The sequence below is a fragment of the Streptomyces sp. NPDC085596 genome (assembly GCF_044541565.1).
GTDB lineage: Bacteria > Actinomycetota > Actinomycetes > Streptomycetales > Streptomycetaceae > Streptomyces.
The window spans coordinates 306,925-322,071 of the sequence record NZ_JBITTC010000006.1; the positions used below are offsets into that span (position 1 = coordinate 306,925).

The window sequence follows — 15,147 nt, forward strand, 5'->3', positions numbered from 1 at the left end:
GACCGAGGCCCGGATACCGGGCACGGCGTGGGAGGATCGGAGGTGGCGGGCCGGGATCGCGCACCCGGCCGAGCCGCCGCCGCGGGCGCGGACACGCGTGAGCGGGGCAGTAGTGGGCGCGAGAACTGAGGAGCACCGTTGAGCAGGCTGCGTTGGCTGACCGCGGGGGAGTCCCACGGTCCCGCACTCGTCGCGACGCTGGAGGGTCTTCCCGCCGGCGTGCCGATCACCACGGAGATGGTGGCGGATCATCTCGCGCGGCGGCGGCTCGGCTATGGGCGTGGCGCGCGGATGAAGTTCGAGCGTGACGAGGTCACGTTCCTCGGCGGTGTACGGCACGGGCTCACGATGGGCTCCCCGGTGGCGGTCATGGTGGGCAACACCGAGTGGCCGAAGTGGGAGCAGGTCATGTCGGCCGACCCGGTGGACGAGGAGGTGCTGGCCGGTCTCGCGCGCAACGCCCCGCTGACCCGCCCGCGCCCCGGCCACGCGGACCTCGCCGGCATGCAGAAGTACGGGTTCGACGAGGCCCGGCCGATCCTGGAGCGCGCCTCCGCGCGGGAGACGGCGGCGCGGGTCGCGCTCGGCGCGGTGGCGCGGTCGTACCTGAAGGAGACCGCCGGGATCGAGATCGTCAGCCACGTCGTGGAGCTGGCCTCCGCGAAGGCGCCGTACGGCGTGTACCCCACCCCGGCGGACGTCGAGCGGCTCGACGAGGACCCGGTGCGCTGCCTGGACGCGGACGCGTCGAAGGCGATGGTCGCGGAGATCGACCAGGCCCACAAGGACGGCGACACCCTCGGCGGTGTGGTCGAGGTGCTGGCGTACGGCGTCCCGGTCGGCCTCGGCTCGCACGTGCACTGGGACCGCAGGCTGGACGCCCGGCTGGCTGCCGCCCTCATGGGCATCCAGGCGATCAAGGGCGTCGAGGTCGGCGACGGCTTCGAGCTGGCGCGGGTGCCGGGCTCGAAGGCGCACGACGAGATCCTCGCCACCCCCGAGGGCATCAAGCGCGCCACCGGCCGCTCCGGCGGCACCGAGGGCGGTCTGACCACCGGTGAGCTGCTGCGGGTGCGCGCGGCCATGAAGCCGATCGCCACCGTGCCGCGCGCGCTGGCCACGGTCGACGTCGCCACCGGCGAGGCCGCGCAGGCGCACCACCAGCGCTCCGACGTGTGCGCCGTCCCGGCCGCCGGCATCGTGGCCGAGGCGATGGTGGCCCTGGTCCTCGCGGACGCGGTCGCGGAGAAGTTCGGCGGCGACAGCGTGGCCGAGACCCGCCGCAACGTCCGCTCCTACCTCGAGAACCTGGCGATCGGATGAGCGCCGTGCCCGTGGTCGTCCTGGTGGGGCCGATGGGCGTGGGCAAGTCCACCGTGGGGCGGCTGCTGGCCGACCGGCTGGGCGCCGCGTTCCGGGACACCGACGACGACATCGTGGCCCATGAGGGCCGCACCATCGCCGAGATCTTCGTGGACGACGGCGAGGACGTCTTCCGCGCGCTGGAGAAGCGCGCGGTGGCCGCGGCGGTCGCCGAGCACGCGGGCGTGCTCGCGCTGGGCGGCGGCGCCGTCCTCGACGCGGACACGCGGGCGCTGCTGTCCGCGCAGCGGGTGGTCTACCTCTCGATGGACGTCGAGGAGGCCGTGCGCCGCACCGGGCTGAACGCCGCCCGGCCGCTGCTCGCGGTCAACCCGCGCCAGCAGTGGCGCACGCTGATGGACGCCCGCCGCCATCTGTACGAGGAGGTCGCCACCGCCGTCGTGACGACCGACGGGCGCGGCCCCGAGGACGTCGCCCGAGCCGTCCTGGACGCACTGGAGTTGAAGGAAGCATGAGCGAGGCAGTCACCCGCATTCAGATCGCCGGGACGGCCGGCACCGAGCCCTACGAGGTTCTGGTGGGCCGCCAGTTGCTGGGCGAGCTGGCCGGGCTGATCGGTCCCAAGGCCAAGCGGGTCGCCGTCATCCACCCCGAGGCCCTCGCCGAGACCGGGGACGCGCTCCGCGCCGACCTGGCCGGGCAGGGCTACGAGGCGGTCGCCATCCAGGTGCCGAACGCCGAGGAGGCGAAGACCGCCGAGGTCGCCGCCTACTGCTGGAAGGCGCTCGGCCAGTCCGGCTTCACCCGCACCGACGTGGTCGTGGGTGTCGGCGGCGGCGCCAGCACCGACCTCGCCGGGTTCGTCGCCGCCACCTGGCTGCGCGGGGTGCGCTGGATCGCCGTCCCGACCACCGTGCTGGCCATGGTGGACGCGGCGGTCGGCGGCAAGACCGGCATCAACACCGCCGAGGGCAAGAACCTCGTGGGTGCCTTCCATCCCCCGGCCGGCGTCCTGTGCGACCTGGCCGCGCTGGACTCGCTGCCGGTGCACGACTACGTCTCCGGGCTCGCGGAGGTCATCAAGGCCGGCTTCATCGCCGACCCGGTGATCCTCGACCTGATCGAGTCCGACCCCGAGGCCGCCCGCACCCCGGCCGGTCCGCACACCGCCGAGCTGATCGAGCGCTCGATCCGGGTCAAGGCGGACGTGGTCTCCTCCGACCTCAAGGAGTCCGGCCGCCGGGAGATCCTCAACTACGGCCACACCCTCGGCCACGCCATCGAGAAGAACGAGCGGTACAAGTGGCGGCACGGCGCCGCCGTCGCCGTCGGCATGCACTTCGCCGCCGAACTCGGCCGCCTGGCGGGCCGGTTGGACGACGCCACCGCCGACCGGCACCGCGCGATCCTCGAATCGGTCGGCCTGCCGCTGCACTACCGGCACGACCAGTGGCCCAAGCTGGTGGAGGCGATGAAGGTCGACAAGAAGTCCCGCGGCGACATGCTGCGCTTCATCGTCCTGGACGGCCTCGCCCGGCCCACCGTGCTGGAGGGCCCCGACCCGGCCGTCCTCCTCGCCGCCTACGGCGAGGTCGGCCAGTAGGTCCCGTACCGCCCGGTGTGCCCGATTACCCACCTGGGGCGGGCACTTCGCACCGCCCCAGGCCGTTTCACCAAACGACGGCCGGGGGCGGTACCGTTCGGTAGGGTGCGGGCTCCGTACCCGCCTTCCGGCGCCGAGTGTGTGTACGAGATGGAGTGGCAACGGATGCAGCACGCAGTGGGATCTCCGCTGCCGCCGCCCCACCAGCCGGGGCACGGGCCGCACACCGGCTGGGCACCGGCCGCGGGGGCGCCGCAGGGTCCGGCCGCCGGGCCACCGGGGTTCTCCGGAGCGGGCCCCGTACCGCCGGCGCCGCCCACACCTCCGGCTCCGCCCGCGCAGGTTCCGGCCCCGCAGCACCCCCTGGCCCCGCAGCACCCCGTGCCCTCGCAGCACCCCCTGGCCCCGCCGCCCGCGCCCGACGTCTCCGGGCATGTGAGGCTGCCGCCCGGCGGTCCCGTCGGTGTTCCCACGGCGCCGCCCGCGATGACCGCCCCCGACCCGTCCGCCACCACGCTCGCCGTGCTGCTGATCGGCCCGGCGGGCGCGGGCAAGACCAGCGTGGCCAAGTACTGGGCCGACCACCGCCGGGCCCCCACCGCCCACATCAGCCTGGACGACGTCCGCGAGTGGGTCCGCTCCGGCTTCGCCGACCCGCAGACCGGGTGGAACGACCACTCCGAGGCCCAGTACCGCCTGGCCCGCCGCACCTGCGGCTTCGCCGCCCGCAACTTCCTGGCCAACGGGATCTCCTGCATCCTCGACGACGCCGTCTTCCCGGACCGCCCGGTCGTGGGGCTCGGCGGCTGGAAGCGCCATGTGGGCCCCGGCCTGCTCCCGGTGGTCCTCCTGCCGGGCCTGGACATCGTCCTGGAGCGCAACGCCGAGCGCTCCGGCAACCGCCGTCTCACCGACGAGGAGGTGGCCCGCATCCACGGCCGTATGGCCGGCTGGTACGGCTCCGGGCTGCCCATCATCGACAACTCCCAGCTGGACGTCCCCGGCACCGCACGGGTGCTGGACGAGGTCCTGGCCCGCGCGATCGCCAGCCCGCCGAACTGGTAGGGACGCCGCCCCCAGCAAGGCGGGCCGCCCACTCGGCCCCCGCCAACCGGCACGAACCGGACATAACTTCTACGCTCGTCTCATGTCAGAGGTGTACGCGACCCGTCGATCCCGGCTGAGGGAACGCTGCAACGCGGCCGGTACCGCGGCAGCGCTCATCTCCCGCCCCGCCAATGTGCGCTACCTGGCGGGCGCCGCGCCCCAGGGCGCCGTCCTGCTGCTCGGCAGGCACCAGGACCAGCTGGTGTGCCCCGTCCCGCCGGAGGACCGGCCCGTGGACGGGCGCCCCGACGAATCCCTGGTCCTGCACGTCCTGTCCGCCCCCGGCCGCGACCCGGCCGTGGCTGCCGCCGACCTCGCCGGGAACCAGGGCAGCGACGCCCTCGCCGTGGAGGAGCACCACCTCACCGTCGCCCGGTACCGCGCCCTCGACGCGGTCGCGCCCGGACTGCGCCTCGCCGGGCTCGGCACGGCCGTGGAGCAGCTCAGGCTGGTCAAGGACGAGGAGGAGATCTCCTGTCTGCGCATCGGCGCGGAGATCGCCGACCAGGCCCTCGGTGAGCTGCTGGAGTCCATCCTGGTCGGCCGCACCGAGCGGCATCTCGCGCTGGAGCTGGAGCGCCGGCTGGTCGACCACGGCGCCGAGGGTCCGGCCTTCCCGACCTCGGTCGCCACCGGTCCCAACTCCGGCCGCTGCGGCCACCGTCCCACCGACCGCCGGGTGGAGGAGGGCGACTTCCTCTCCGTCTGCCTCGGCGCCGCCTACCGCGGCTACCGCTGCGAGATCGGCCGTACCTTCGTCATCGGCACCTCGCCCGCCGACTGGCAGATCGAGCTGTACGACCTGGTGTTCGCCGCCCAACGGGCCGGGCGCGAGGCCCTCGTTCCGGGCGCCGCCTGCCGCGACGTGGACCGCGCCGCGCGCCAGGTGCTGGACTCCGCCGGATACGGCGCCGCCCTCCAGCCGGTCACCGGACACGGCGTCGGACTCGAAATAGACGAGGACCCGCAGCTCGCCCCCGCGGCCATGGGTAAACTTGACGCTTGCGTGCCGGTCACCGTCGAGCCGGGGGTCCACCTTCCGGGCCGGGGCGGAGTCCGGATCGATGACACGCTCGTCGTCCGCCCCGAGGCGGACGGCGGACCCGAGCTACTCACCATCACGACCAAGGAACTGCTCGCCCTGTAGACAGGTGCGTGCGCCGGGGTCCTACGTCAGTCCAGGAGATTCCGCAACCGTGGCTTCCACGAACGACCTCAAGAACGGCATGGTGCTCAAGCTCGACGGGGGCCAGCTTTGGTCCGTCGTCGAGTTCCAGCACGTCAAGCCCGGTAAGGGCCCGGCCTTCGTGCGCACCAAGCTCAAGAACGTCCTCTCCGGCAAGGTGGTCGACAAGACCTTCAACGCCGGTGTCAAGGTCGAGACGGCCACTGTCGACAAGCGCGACATGCAGTTCTCGTACAAGGACGGCGAGTACTACGTCTTCATGGACATGGAGACGTACGACCAGCTGCACATCGACCCGAAGGCCGTCGGCGACGCCGCGAACTTCCTGATCGAGGGCTTCACCGCCGTCGTCGCGCAGCACGAGGGCGAGGTGCTCTTCGTCGAGCTGCCGGCCGCCGTCGAGCTGGTCATCTCGGAGACTGAGCCGGGCGTCCAGGGCGACCGCTCCACCGGTGGCACCAAGCCCGCCACGCTGGAGACCGGCCACCAGATCCAGGTCCCGCTCTTCATCACGACCGGCGAGAAGATCAAGGTCGACACTCGCACGAGCGACTACCTCGGCCGGGTGAACAGCTAACCGTGGCCGCCCGCAACACGGCCCGCAAGCGCGCCTTCCAGATCCTCTTCGAGGGTGACCAGCGCGGCACCGACGTCATCACGGTTCTCGCCGACTGGGTCCGGCTCTCCCGGAGCGACACCCGGCAGCCCCCCGTGAGCGAGTACACGATGCAGCTCGTCGAGGGGTACGCGCAGCGCGCCCGCCGTATCGACGACCTGATCGCCCAGTACGCGGTGGGGTGGACGCTCGACCGGATGCCGGTCGTCGACCGCAACCTGCTGCGCCTCGGCGCGTACGAGCTGATCTGGGAGGACGAGACCCCGGACGCGGTCGTCCTCGACGAGATGGTGCAGCTCGCCAAGGAGTTCTCCACGGACGAGTCGCCGGCGTTCGTGAACGGCCTCCTGGGCCGCTTCAAGGAGCTCAAGCCGTCCCTGCGCCGGGATGAGGCGTAAACGGTACGACAAGACGCCGGAGGGCCCGCAGCGCGCCTGCTGCGGGCCCTCCGGCGTCTTCGCCACCATCGGAAAAACCGCCGGGGTGGCCGGAACCGCAAAGTTCCGGCCACCCCGGCGGCACGTTTCTGCTCAGGTGCGGGACGGTCAGCCCTCGTCGTGCGCCACCGCGCGGCGCGCGTCCGCGTCCAGGACGCCCCAGCTGATCAGCTGCTCGGTGAGGACCGAGGGGGACTGGTCGTAGATGACGGCGAGGGTGCGCAGGTCGTCCTGGCGGATCGACAGCACCTTGCCGTTGTAGTCACCGCGCTGGGACTGGATCGTCGCCGCGTACCGCTGGAGGGGGCCCGCCTTCTCGGCCGGCACCGTGGACAGCCGCTCCAGGTCCAGGACCAGCTTCGGCGGCGGCTCGGCGGCCCCGCCCGGCGTGGTGCCAGGCAGCAGCTCCTGCACCGGAACGCCGTAGAAGTCGGCCAGCTCGGCCAGGCGCTGCACGGTCACGGCACGGTCGCCGCGCTCGTAGGAACCGACCACCACGGCCTTCCAGCGTCCCTGGGACTTCTCCTCGACGCCGTGGAGGGAAAGGCCCTGCTGGGTGCGGATGGCCCGGAGCTTGGCCCCGAGCTGTTTGGCGTATTCGCTGGACATATAGCTCCCGGACACTGTGTAGACGCGGTCGGCAGGTGTTCCCACCGCGCGGCTGGTAACTCACTGTGAGGTTACGCAGCGTGATTCTCCTGCGTCAAGCCGAATGGTCCACACCGACTCTTCCGTGGTAGTGGCGGCCCGTTGGGCCAAGCGGGTGAACGGGGCCTCCCGGCGACCTGCTAGTGTGGATGGCGCAAATCCGACGTCCTTTAAAGTCCGTCCCGTGAGGCGGAGAAGGGGGTCCGTTTCGTATGGACACGCACGCCAATCCGCTCAACTCCGATGCCCGGCCCGTGCTCGAAGGGCCCGACATCGCCCGCGTTCTCACCCGCATCGCCCACGAGATCGTCGAACGCGCCAAGGGCGCCGACGACGTGGTGCTCCTCGGCATTCCCACGCGAGGCGTCTTCCTCGCCCAGCGGCTCGCCGTCAAGCTGGAGCAGGTCACCGGCCGGAAGATCCCGGTCGGCTCGCTCGACATCACCATGTACCGCGACGACCTGCGCATGCACCCCCCACGCGCCCTCGCCCGCACCGAGATCCCCGGCGACGGTGTCGACGGCCGCCTGGTGGTGCTCGTCGACGACGTGCTCTTCTCCGGCCGCACCATCCGAGCCGCCCTCGACGCCCTGAACGACATCGGGCGCCCCCGCGCGGTCCAGCTCGCCGTCCTCGTCGACCGCGGACACCGGGAACTGCCGATCCGCGCCGACTACGTCGGCAAGAACCTCCCCACGTCGCTGCGGGAGACGGTCAAGGTCCAGCTCGCCGAGGAGGACGGTCGGGACACCGTGCTGCTCGGTGCCAAGTCTGCCGACCAGTAGCGAACAGAGGCGTACGGGCCGCTCCGGCGTGCCCTCACAGCGCCCCGCTCCGCCCGAATCCTCCCGTTTGAACTGCCTTACGGAGCCTGACAGATGCAGCGTCATCTCATCTCGGCCGCCGACCTCACCCGCGACGACGCCGTCCTGATCCTCGACACCGCCGAGGAGATGGCCAGGGTCGCGGACCGGCCGATCAAGAAACTGCCGACCCTGCGCGGCCGCACGGTCTGCAACCTCTTCTTCGAGGACTCGACCCGCACCCGGATCTCCTTCGAGGCCGCCGAGAAGCGCCTCTCCGCCGATGTCATCAACTTCGCGGCCAAGGGCTCCAGCGTCTCCAAGGGCGAGTCCCTGAAGGACACCGCCCAGACGCTGGAGGCGATGGGCGTGGACGCCGTCGTCATCCGGCACAGCGCCTCCGGCGCCCCCTACCGCCTCGCCAACTCCGGCTGGATCGACGCTCCCGTCATCAACGCCGGCGACGGAACCCACCAGCACCCCACCCAGGCCCTGCTGGACGCCTTCACCATGCGCCGCCGCCTGATCGGCCCCGACGCCGGACTCGGCCACGACCTCGCGGGCAAGCGCGTCACCCTCGTCGGCGACGTGCTGCACAGCCGCGTGGCCCGCTCCAACGTGGACCTCCTGCACACCCTCGGCGCCGAGGTCACCCTCGTCGCCCCGCCCACCCTGGTGCCGGTCGGCGTGGAGACCTGGCCCTGCGAGGTGTCCTACGACCTCGACTCGACGCTGCCCAAGTCCGACGCGGTGATGATGCTCCGCGTCCAGCGCGAGCGGATGAACGCCGCGTTCTTCCCCACCGAGCGCGAGTACTCCCGCCGCTACGGCCTCGACGGCGACCGCATGGCCCGGCTGCCGGAGCACGCCATCGTCATGCACCCCGGCCCGATGGTCCGGGGCATGGAGATCACCGCCGAGGTCGCCGACTCCGACCGCTGCACGGTCGTGGAGCAGGTCGCCAACGGCGTCTCCATCCGCATGGCCGTCCTCTACCTGCTGCTCGGCGGCAACGAGCCCGCCGGCACCGCCCACCTTCGTACCGAGGAGAAGTAAGACCCATGAGCAAGATCCTGATCCGTGGTGCGAAGGTGCTCGGGGGCGAGCCGCAGGACGTACTGATCGACGGCGAGCTGATCGCGGCGGTCGGCACCGGCCTCGACGCCGAGGGCGCGGAGGTCGTCGAGGCCGACGGCCGGGTGCTGCTGCCGGGCCTGGTCGACCTGCACACCCATCTGCGCGAGCCCGGCCGCGAGGACTCCGAGACCGTGCTCACCGGCACCCGCGCCGCCGCCTCCGGCGGCTTCACCGCCGTCTTCGCCATGGCCAACACCTTCCCCGTCGCCGACACCGCCGGCGTGGTCGAGCAGGTCTGGCGGCTCGGCAAGGAGTCCGGCTACTGCGACGTACGCCCCATCGGCGCCGTCACCGTGGGCCTGGAGGGCCGGAAGCTCGCCGAGCTGGGCGCCATGCACGACTCCGCCGCGCAGGTCAGCGTCTTCTCCGACGACGGCAAGTGCGTGGACGACGCGGTCATCATGCGCCGCGCGCTGGAGTACGTGAAGGCGTTCGGCGGCGTCATCGCCCAGCACGCCCAGGAGCCCCGGCTCACCGAGGGCGCCCAGATGAACGAGGGCGTCGTCTCCGCCGAGCTGGGCCTCGGTGGCTGGCCGGCCGTCGCCGAGGAGTCGATCATCGCGCGGGACGTGCTGCTCGCCGAGCACGTCGGCTCCCGCCTGCACATCTGCCACCTCTCGACGGCCGGCTCGGTGGAGATCATCCGCTGGGCCAAGTCCCGCGGTATCCAGGTCACCGCCGAGGTGTGCCCGCACCACCTGCTCCTGACCGAGGAGATGGTGCGCACCTATAACCCCGCCTACAAGGTCAACCCGCCGCTGCGCACCGAGCGCGACGTACGCGCCCTGCGCGAGGCGCTGGCCGACGGCACGATCGACATCGTCGCCACCGACCACGCCCCGCACCCGCACGAGGACAAGGACTGCGAGTGGGCCGCGGCCGCCATGGGCATGGTCGGCCTGGAGACCGCGCTGTCCGTGGTGCAGGAGACCATGGTCGAGACCGGCCTGCTTGACTGGGCCGAGGTCGCCGACCGCATGTCCTTCGCGCCCGCCAGGATCGGCGAGGCCACCGGCCACGGCCGCCCGGTCGCGGCGGGCGAGCCCGCCAACCTCACCCTCGTGGACACGGCCTACCGTGGACAGGTGGACCCCGCGCGCTTCGCCTCGCGCAGCCGCAACACCCCGTACGAGGGCCGCGAGCTGCCGGGCCGTGTCACCCACACCTGGCTGCGGGGCAAGGCCACGCTCATGGACGGGAAGCTCACGTGACACCTGCAACTCAGCTCGCCGTATCGCTCGCCGCGGGACTGGCGGACGAGAAGAAGTCGGCCGCGGTGACCGACTGGGCCGCCCGCCTGGGCTGGCTCATCGGACTGGCCCTCTTCGTCGCCCTCGTCTACTGGCTGATGCGCGAGGGCTGGAAGTGGCGCGGCACCCTCCAGAGCGACCTGCCCGAGCTGCCCGAGGTGCCGGAGAACCCCGGCCCCGCGAAACTGACCATGAGCGGCCGCTACCACGGCTCCACCACCGCCGGGCAGTGGCTGGACCGGATCGTCGCCCACGGCCTGGGCTCCCGCAGCCGGGCCGAGCTGACCCTCACCGACGCGGGCCTGGCCGTCGAGCGCCCCGGCGCCACCGACTTCCTCATCCCCGTCGACGCGCTGCGCGGCGCCCGGCTCGACAAGGGCATCGCGGGCAAGGTCCTCACCGAGGGCGGACTGCTCGTGGTGACCTGGGCGCACGGCGAGAAGCTGATCGACTCCGGCTTCCGCTCCGACCACGCCGCCGAACACACCACCTGGGTCGAGACCCTGAACCAGATGACCAGCCACACGGAAGGCGCACGATGACGACCTCCACCAGGGGAGCCGCCAGGACTCCCGCCGTACTCGTCCTGGAGGACGGCCGCACCTTCCGCGGCCGCGCCTACGGGGCCGTGGGGGAGACCTTCGGCGAGGCCGTGTTCTCCACCGGCATGACCGGCTACCAGGAGACCCTGACCGACCCCTCCTACGACCGCCAGATCGTCGTCGCCACCGCCCCGCAGATCGGCAACACCGGCTGGAACGACGAGGACGACGAGTCGAGGCGCATCTGGGTCTCCGGCTACGTGGTGCGCGACCCCGCGCGCGTGCCGTCCAACTGGCGCTCCCGGCGCTCCCTGGACGACGAGCTGACCGCCCAGGGCGTCGTCGGCATCAGCGGCATCGACACCCGCGCCCTCACCCGCCACCTGCGCGAACGCGGCTCCATGCGCGCCGGGATCTTCTCCGGCGACGCGCTGGCCCCCGACGCCGAGCTGGTGACGCGGGTCCAGGCCCAGCCGCACATGAAGGGCGCGAGCCTCTACGAGGAGGTCGCCACCAAGGAGGCGTACGTCGTCCCCGCGGTCGGCGAGAAGAAGTTCACCGTCGCCGCGATCGACCTCGGCATCAAGGGCATGACCCCGCAGCGGATGGCCGAGCGCGGCATAGAGGTGCACGTGCTCCCGGCGACCGCCACGGCCGAGGACGTCTACGCCGTGGACCCCGACGGTGTGTTCTTCTCCAACGGCCCCGGAGACCCGGCCACGGCCGACGGCCCGGTGGCCCTGATGACCGCCGTCCTGGAGCGGAGGACGCCGCTGTTCGGCATCTGCTTCGGCAACCAGATCCTCGGCCGCGCGCTCGGCTTCGGCACCTACAAGCTGAAGTACGGCCACCGGGGCATCAACCAGCCGGTCCAGGACCGCACCACCGGCAAGGTGGAGGTCACCGCGCACAACCACGGCTTCGCCGTCGACGCCCCGCTCGACCGGGTCAGCGAGACGAAGTTCGGCCGCGCCGAGGTCTCCCACGTCTGCCTGAACGACGACGTGGTGGAGGGACTCCAGCTGCTCGACCAGCCCGCCTTCTCCGTCCAGTACCACCCCGAGGCGGCGGCCGGTCCGCACGACGCCGCCTACCTGTTCGACCGCTTCACGTCTTTGATGAGCACAGTCCGGGAGGGCCAGCGTGCCTAAGCGCTCCGATATCCAGTCCGTCCTGGTCATCGGCTCCGGCCCGATCGTCATCGGTCAGGCCGCCGAGTTCGACTACTCCGGCACCCAGGCGTGCCGCGTGCTCAAGGCCGAGGGCCTGCGCGTGGTCCTCGTCAACTCCAACCCCGCGACGATCATGACCGACCCGGAGATCGCCGACGCCACCTACGTCGAGCCGATCACCCCCGAGTTCGTCGAGAAGATCATCGCCAAGGAGCGCCCCGACGCCCTCCTGCCCACCCTGGGCGGCCAGACCGCCCTGAACACCGCCATCTCCCTGCACGACAGCGGCGTGCTGGAGAAGTACGGCGTCGAGCTGATCGGTGCCAAGCCCGAGGCGATCCACAAGGGCGAGGACCGCGACCTCTTCAAGGGCGTCGTGGAGGAGGTCCGCAAGAAGACCGGCCACGGCGAGTCCGCCCGCTCGGTCATCTGCCACACCATGGACGACGTCCTGCAGGGCGTCGAGACGCTCGGCGGTTACCCCGTCGTCGTCCGCCCCTCCTTCACCATGGGCGGCGCCGGCTCCGGCTTCGCCCACGACGAGGACGAGCTGCGCCGCATCGCCGGCCAGGGCCTCACGCTCTCCCCGACCACCGAGGTGCTCCTGGAGGAGTCCATCCTCGGCTGGAAGGAGTACGAGCTGGAGCTGATGCGCGACAAGAACGACAACGTCGTGGTCGTCTGCTCCATCGAGAACTTCGACCCGATGGGCGTGCACACCGGCGACTCCATCACCGTCGCGCCCTCGATGACGCTCACCGACCGCGAGTACCAGCTCCTGCGCGACGTCGGCATCGCGATCATCCGCGAGGTCGGCGTGGACACCGGCGGCTGCAACATCCAGTTCGCCGTCAACCCCGAGGACGGCCGGGTCATCGTCATCGAGATGAACCCGCGCGTCTCCCGGTCCTCCGCGCTCGCCTCCAAGGCCACCGGCTTCCCGATCGCCAAGATCGCCGCCAAGCTGGCCGTCGGCTACACCCTGGACGAGATCCCCAACGACATCACCCGGGAGACCCCGGCCTCCTTCGAGCCCACGCTCGACTATGTCGTCGTCAAGGCCCCCCGGTTCGCCTTCGAGAAGTTCCCGCAGGCCGACTCCACGCTGACCACCACCATGAAGTCGGTCGGCGAGGCCATGGCCATCGGCCGCAACTTCACCGAGGCGTTCCAGAAGGCGCTGCGCTCGCTGGAGAAGAAGGGCAGCCAGTTCACCTTCGTGGGCGAGCCCGGCGACAAGACCGCCCTCCTCGAAGAGGCGGTGCGCCCCACCGACGGCCGGATCAACACCGTCATGCGGGCCATCCGCGCGGGCGCCACGCCGGAGGAGATCTTCGAGTACACGAAGATCGACCCGTGGTTCGTGGACCAGCTCTTCCTGATCAAGGAGACCGCCGACGAGCTGGCCGAGGCCCCCGAGCTGACCGCCGAACTGCTCGCCGAGGCCAAGCGGCACGGCTTCTCCGACCTCCAGATCGGTGAGATCCGGGGCCTGCGCGAGGACGTCGTCCGCGAGGTCCGGCACGTCCTCGGCATCCGCCCGGTCTACAAGACGGTCGACACCTGCGCCGCCGAGTTCGCCGCGCAGACGCCGTACTTCTACTCCTCCTACGACGAGGAGAGCGAGGTCGCGCCGCGCGAGAAGCCCGCCGTGATCATCCTGGGCTCCGGCCCCAACCGCATCGGCCAGGGCATCGAGTTCGACTACTCCTGCGTCCACGCCTCCTTCGCGCTCTCCGACGCCGGGTACGAGACCGTGATGGTCAACTGCAACCCGGAGACCGTCTCCACCGACTACGACACCTCCGACCGGCTCTACTTCGAGCCGCTCACCCTGGAGGACGTGCTGGAGATCGTCCACGCGGAGTCCCTCGCCGGCCCGATCGCCGGTGTGATCGTGCAGCTCGGCGGCCAGACCCCGCTGGGCCTCGCGCAGGCGCTGAAGGACAACGGCGTGCCGGTCGTCGGCACCCCGCCCGAGGCCATCCACGCCGCCGAGGACCGGGGCGCCTTCGGCCGCGTCCTCGCCGAGGCCGGCCTGCCCGCCCCCAAGCACGGCACCGCCACCACCTTCGCCGAGGCCAAGGCCATCGCGGACGAGATCGGCTACCCGGTCCTGGTCCGGCCCTCCTACGTCCTCGGCGGACGCGGCATGGAGATCGTGTACGAGGAGGAGCGGCTCTCCGCCTACATCGAGGAGTCCACCGAGATCAGCCCGTCCCGGCCGGTCCTCGTGGACCGCTTCCTGGACGACGCCATCGAGATCGACGTCGACGCCCTCTACGACGGCGAGGAGCTGTATCTCGGCGGCGTCATGGAGCACATCGAGGAGGCCGGCATCCACTCCGGCGACTCGGCGTGCGCCCTGCCCCCGATCACGCTCGGCGGCTTCGACATCAAGCGGCTGCGCGCCTCCACCGAGGCCATCGCCAAGGGCGTCGGCGTACGCGGACTGATCAACATCCAGTTCGCCATGTCGGGCGACATCCTCTACGTCCTGGAGGCCAACCCGCGCGCCTCCCGCACGGTCCCCTTCACCTCCAAGGCGACCGCAGTCCCGCTCGCCAAGGCCGCCGCCCGCATCTCGCTGGGCACGAGCATCGCCGAGCTGCGCGCCGAGGGGCTGCTGCCCGCCACCGGCGACGGCGGCGAACTCCCGCTGGACGCGCCGATCTCCGTCAAGGAGGCCGTGATGCCCTGGTCCCGGTTCCGGGACATCCAGGGCCGCGGTGTGGACACCGTGCTCGGCCCGGAGATGCGCTCCACCGGCGAGGTCATGGGCATCGACTCCGTCTTCGGCACGGCCTACGCCAAGTCGCAGGCGGGCGCGTACGGCCCGCTGCCCACCAAGGGCCGCGCGTTCATCTCGGTCGCCAACCGCGACAAGCGCTCGATGATCTTCCCGGCCCGCGAGCTGGTCGCCCACGGCTTCGAGCTGCTGGCCACCTCCGGCACCGCCGAGGTCCTCAAGCGCAACGGCATCAACGCCACCGTCGTGCGCAAGCAGTCCGAGGGCACCGGCCCCGACGGCGAGCGGACCATCGTCCAGCTCATCCACGACGGCGAGGTCGACCTCATCGTCAACACGCCCTACGGCACCGGCGGCCGCCTCGACGGCTACGACATCCGCACGGCGGCCGTGGCCCGCTCGGTCCCCTGCCTGACCACCGTCCAGGCGCTCGCCGCCGCCGTCCAGGGCATCGACGCCCTCGGCCGCGGGGACGTGGGCGTCCGCTCCCTCCAGGAGCACGCGGAACACCTGAACGCGGCCCGCGACTAGCCGCGCCGAGGGGGACACCGGAAACGGTGTCCCCCTCTTCATG

At 71.6% G+C, this 15,147-nt stretch carries 14 protein-coding genes; 13 read left to right on the top strand and 1 reads right to left on the bottom strand.

Going from position 1 to position 15,147, the window contains the following annotated elements; translation table 11 throughout:
* The first annotated feature begins 138 nt into the window (after positions 1-138).
* From aroC to nusB, 7 genes are all read left to right on the top strand, one after another.
* Positions 139-1,323: a chorismate synthase gene (gene aroC / locus ACIGA3_RS20215; RefSeq protein WP_399717322.1), complete on the top strand. Its 1,185-nt coding sequence runs from the start codon at positions 139-141 to the stop codon at positions 1,321-1,323.
* A complete protein-coding gene (locus ACIGA3_RS20220) occupies positions 1,320-1,838 on the top strand; it encodes a shikimate kinase (protein WP_399717325.1) in 519 nt (172 codons plus the stop codon). Before aroC ends, ACIGA3_RS20220 begins: the two co-directional genes overlap by 4 nt.
* Complete coding sequence (aroB, locus tag ACIGA3_RS20225) at positions 1,835-2,926, top strand: 3-dehydroquinate synthase (protein WP_399717327.1); 1,092 nt, start codon at positions 1,835-1,837, stop codon at positions 2,924-2,926. The genes ACIGA3_RS20220 and aroB overlap by 4 nt, the downstream gene beginning before the upstream one ends.
* A 165-nt stretch (positions 2,927-3,091) precedes the next feature.
* Positions 3,092-3,991 (top strand): Pro-rich N-terminal domain-containing protein, encoded by a 900-nt coding sequence (locus ACIGA3_RS20230; RefSeq protein WP_399717330.1) that lies wholly within the window; start codon positions 3,092-3,094, stop codon positions 3,989-3,991.
* Between the two features lie 82 nt (positions 3,992-4,073).
* Entirely contained in the window at positions 4,074-5,180 is a 1,107-nt protein-coding gene (locus tag ACIGA3_RS20235; RefSeq protein ID WP_399717333.1) for an aminopeptidase P family protein, read from the top strand.
* A gap of 49 nt (positions 5,181-5,229) precedes the next feature.
* Positions 5,230-5,796, top strand: coding sequence for an elongation factor P (efp, locus tag ACIGA3_RS20240; protein ID WP_399717336.1), 567 nt, complete (start codon positions 5,230-5,232; stop codon positions 5,794-5,796).
* A gap of 2 nt (positions 5,797-5,798) precedes the next feature.
* A complete protein-coding gene (gene nusB, locus ACIGA3_RS20245; protein WP_399717339.1) occupies positions 5,799-6,233 on the top strand; it encodes a transcription antitermination factor NusB in 435 nt (144 codons plus the stop codon).
* Positions 6,234-6,380: 147 nt separating this feature from the next.
* Here nusB and bldD read toward each other — a convergent pair whose 3' ends face one another.
* Positions 6,381-6,881 carry a transcriptional regulator BldD gene (gene bldD, locus ACIGA3_RS20250; RefSeq protein WP_399717342.1) on the bottom strand — a complete coding sequence of 167 codons (501 nt, stop codon included), beginning with the start codon at positions 6,879-6,881 and terminating at the stop codon, positions 6,381-6,383.
* Positions 6,882-7,132: 251 nt separating this feature from the next.
* Between bldD and pyrR the strand changes: the two genes are divergently transcribed.
* The 6 genes from pyrR to carB all read left to right on the top strand — a co-directional run bounded on the left by pyrR (position 7,133) and on the right by carB (position 15,104).
* A complete protein-coding gene (pyrR, locus tag ACIGA3_RS20255; RefSeq protein ID WP_399717344.1) occupies positions 7,133-7,705 on the top strand; it encodes a bifunctional pyr operon transcriptional regulator/uracil phosphoribosyltransferase PyrR in 573 nt (190 codons plus the stop codon).
* Positions 7,706-7,798: 93 nt separating this feature from the next.
* Positions 7,799-8,779, top strand: coding sequence for an aspartate carbamoyltransferase catalytic subunit (locus ACIGA3_RS20260; protein WP_399717347.1), 981 nt, complete (start codon positions 7,799-7,801; stop codon positions 8,777-8,779).
* Positions 8,780-8,784: 5 nt separating this feature from the next.
* Positions 8,785-10,071 (top strand): dihydroorotase, encoded by a 1,287-nt coding sequence (locus ACIGA3_RS20265; protein WP_399717349.1) that lies wholly within the window; start codon positions 8,785-8,787, stop codon positions 10,069-10,071.
* The gene (locus ACIGA3_RS20270) at positions 10,068-10,652 is read left to right on the top strand and encodes a hypothetical protein (protein ID WP_399717351.1); all 585 of its coding nucleotides are present in this window, start codon (positions 10,068-10,070) and stop codon (positions 10,650-10,652) included. Before ACIGA3_RS20265 ends, ACIGA3_RS20270 begins: the two co-directional genes overlap by 4 nt.
* Positions 10,649-11,803 carry a glutamine-hydrolyzing carbamoyl-phosphate synthase small subunit gene (gene carA, locus ACIGA3_RS20275; protein WP_399717354.1) on the top strand — a complete coding sequence of 385 codons (1,155 nt, stop codon included), beginning with the start codon at positions 10,649-10,651 and terminating at the stop codon, positions 11,801-11,803. Before ACIGA3_RS20270 ends, carA begins: the two co-directional genes overlap by 4 nt.
* Positions 11,796-15,104: a carbamoyl-phosphate synthase large subunit gene (carB, locus tag ACIGA3_RS20280; RefSeq protein ID WP_399717357.1), complete on the top strand. Its 3,309-nt coding sequence runs from the start codon at positions 11,796-11,798 to the stop codon at positions 15,102-15,104. The genes carA and carB overlap by 8 nt, the downstream gene beginning before the upstream one ends.
* The last annotated feature ends 43 nt before the right edge of the window (positions 15,105-15,147 follow it).

What these genes read in the sequence shown, in the direction of transcription:
- ACIGA3_RS20220 (WP_399717325.1), top strand. Translation starts at nt 1,320, where the DNA reads ATGAGCGCCGTGCCCGTGGTCGTCCTGGTGGGGCCGATGGGCGTGGGC.
- aroB (WP_399717327.1), top strand. Translation starts at nt 1,835, where the DNA reads ATGAGCGAGGCAGTCACCCGCATTCAGATCGCCGGGACGGCCGGCACC.
- ACIGA3_RS20230 (WP_399717330.1), top strand. Translation starts at nt 3,092, where the DNA reads ATGCAGCACGCAGTGGGATCTCCGCTGCCGCCGCCCCACCAGCCGGGG.
- ACIGA3_RS20235 (WP_399717333.1), top strand. Translation starts at nt 4,074, where the DNA reads ATGTCAGAGGTGTACGCGACCCGTCGATCCCGGCTGAGGGAACGCTGC.
- bldD (WP_399717342.1), bottom strand. Translation starts at nt 6,881, where the DNA reads ATGTCCAGCGAATACGCCAAACAGCTCGGGGCCAAGCTCCGGGCCATC.
- pyrR (WP_399717344.1), top strand. Translation starts at nt 7,133, where the DNA reads ATGGACACGCACGCCAATCCGCTCAACTCCGATGCCCGGCCCGTGCTC.
- ACIGA3_RS20260 (WP_399717347.1), top strand. Translation starts at nt 7,799, where the DNA reads ATGCAGCGTCATCTCATCTCGGCCGCCGACCTCACCCGCGACGACGCC.
- ACIGA3_RS20265 (WP_399717349.1), top strand. Translation starts at nt 8,785, where the DNA reads ATGAGCAAGATCCTGATCCGTGGTGCGAAGGTGCTCGGGGGCGAGCCG.
- carA (WP_399717354.1), top strand. Translation starts at nt 10,649, where the DNA reads ATGACGACCTCCACCAGGGGAGCCGCCAGGACTCCCGCCGTACTCGTC.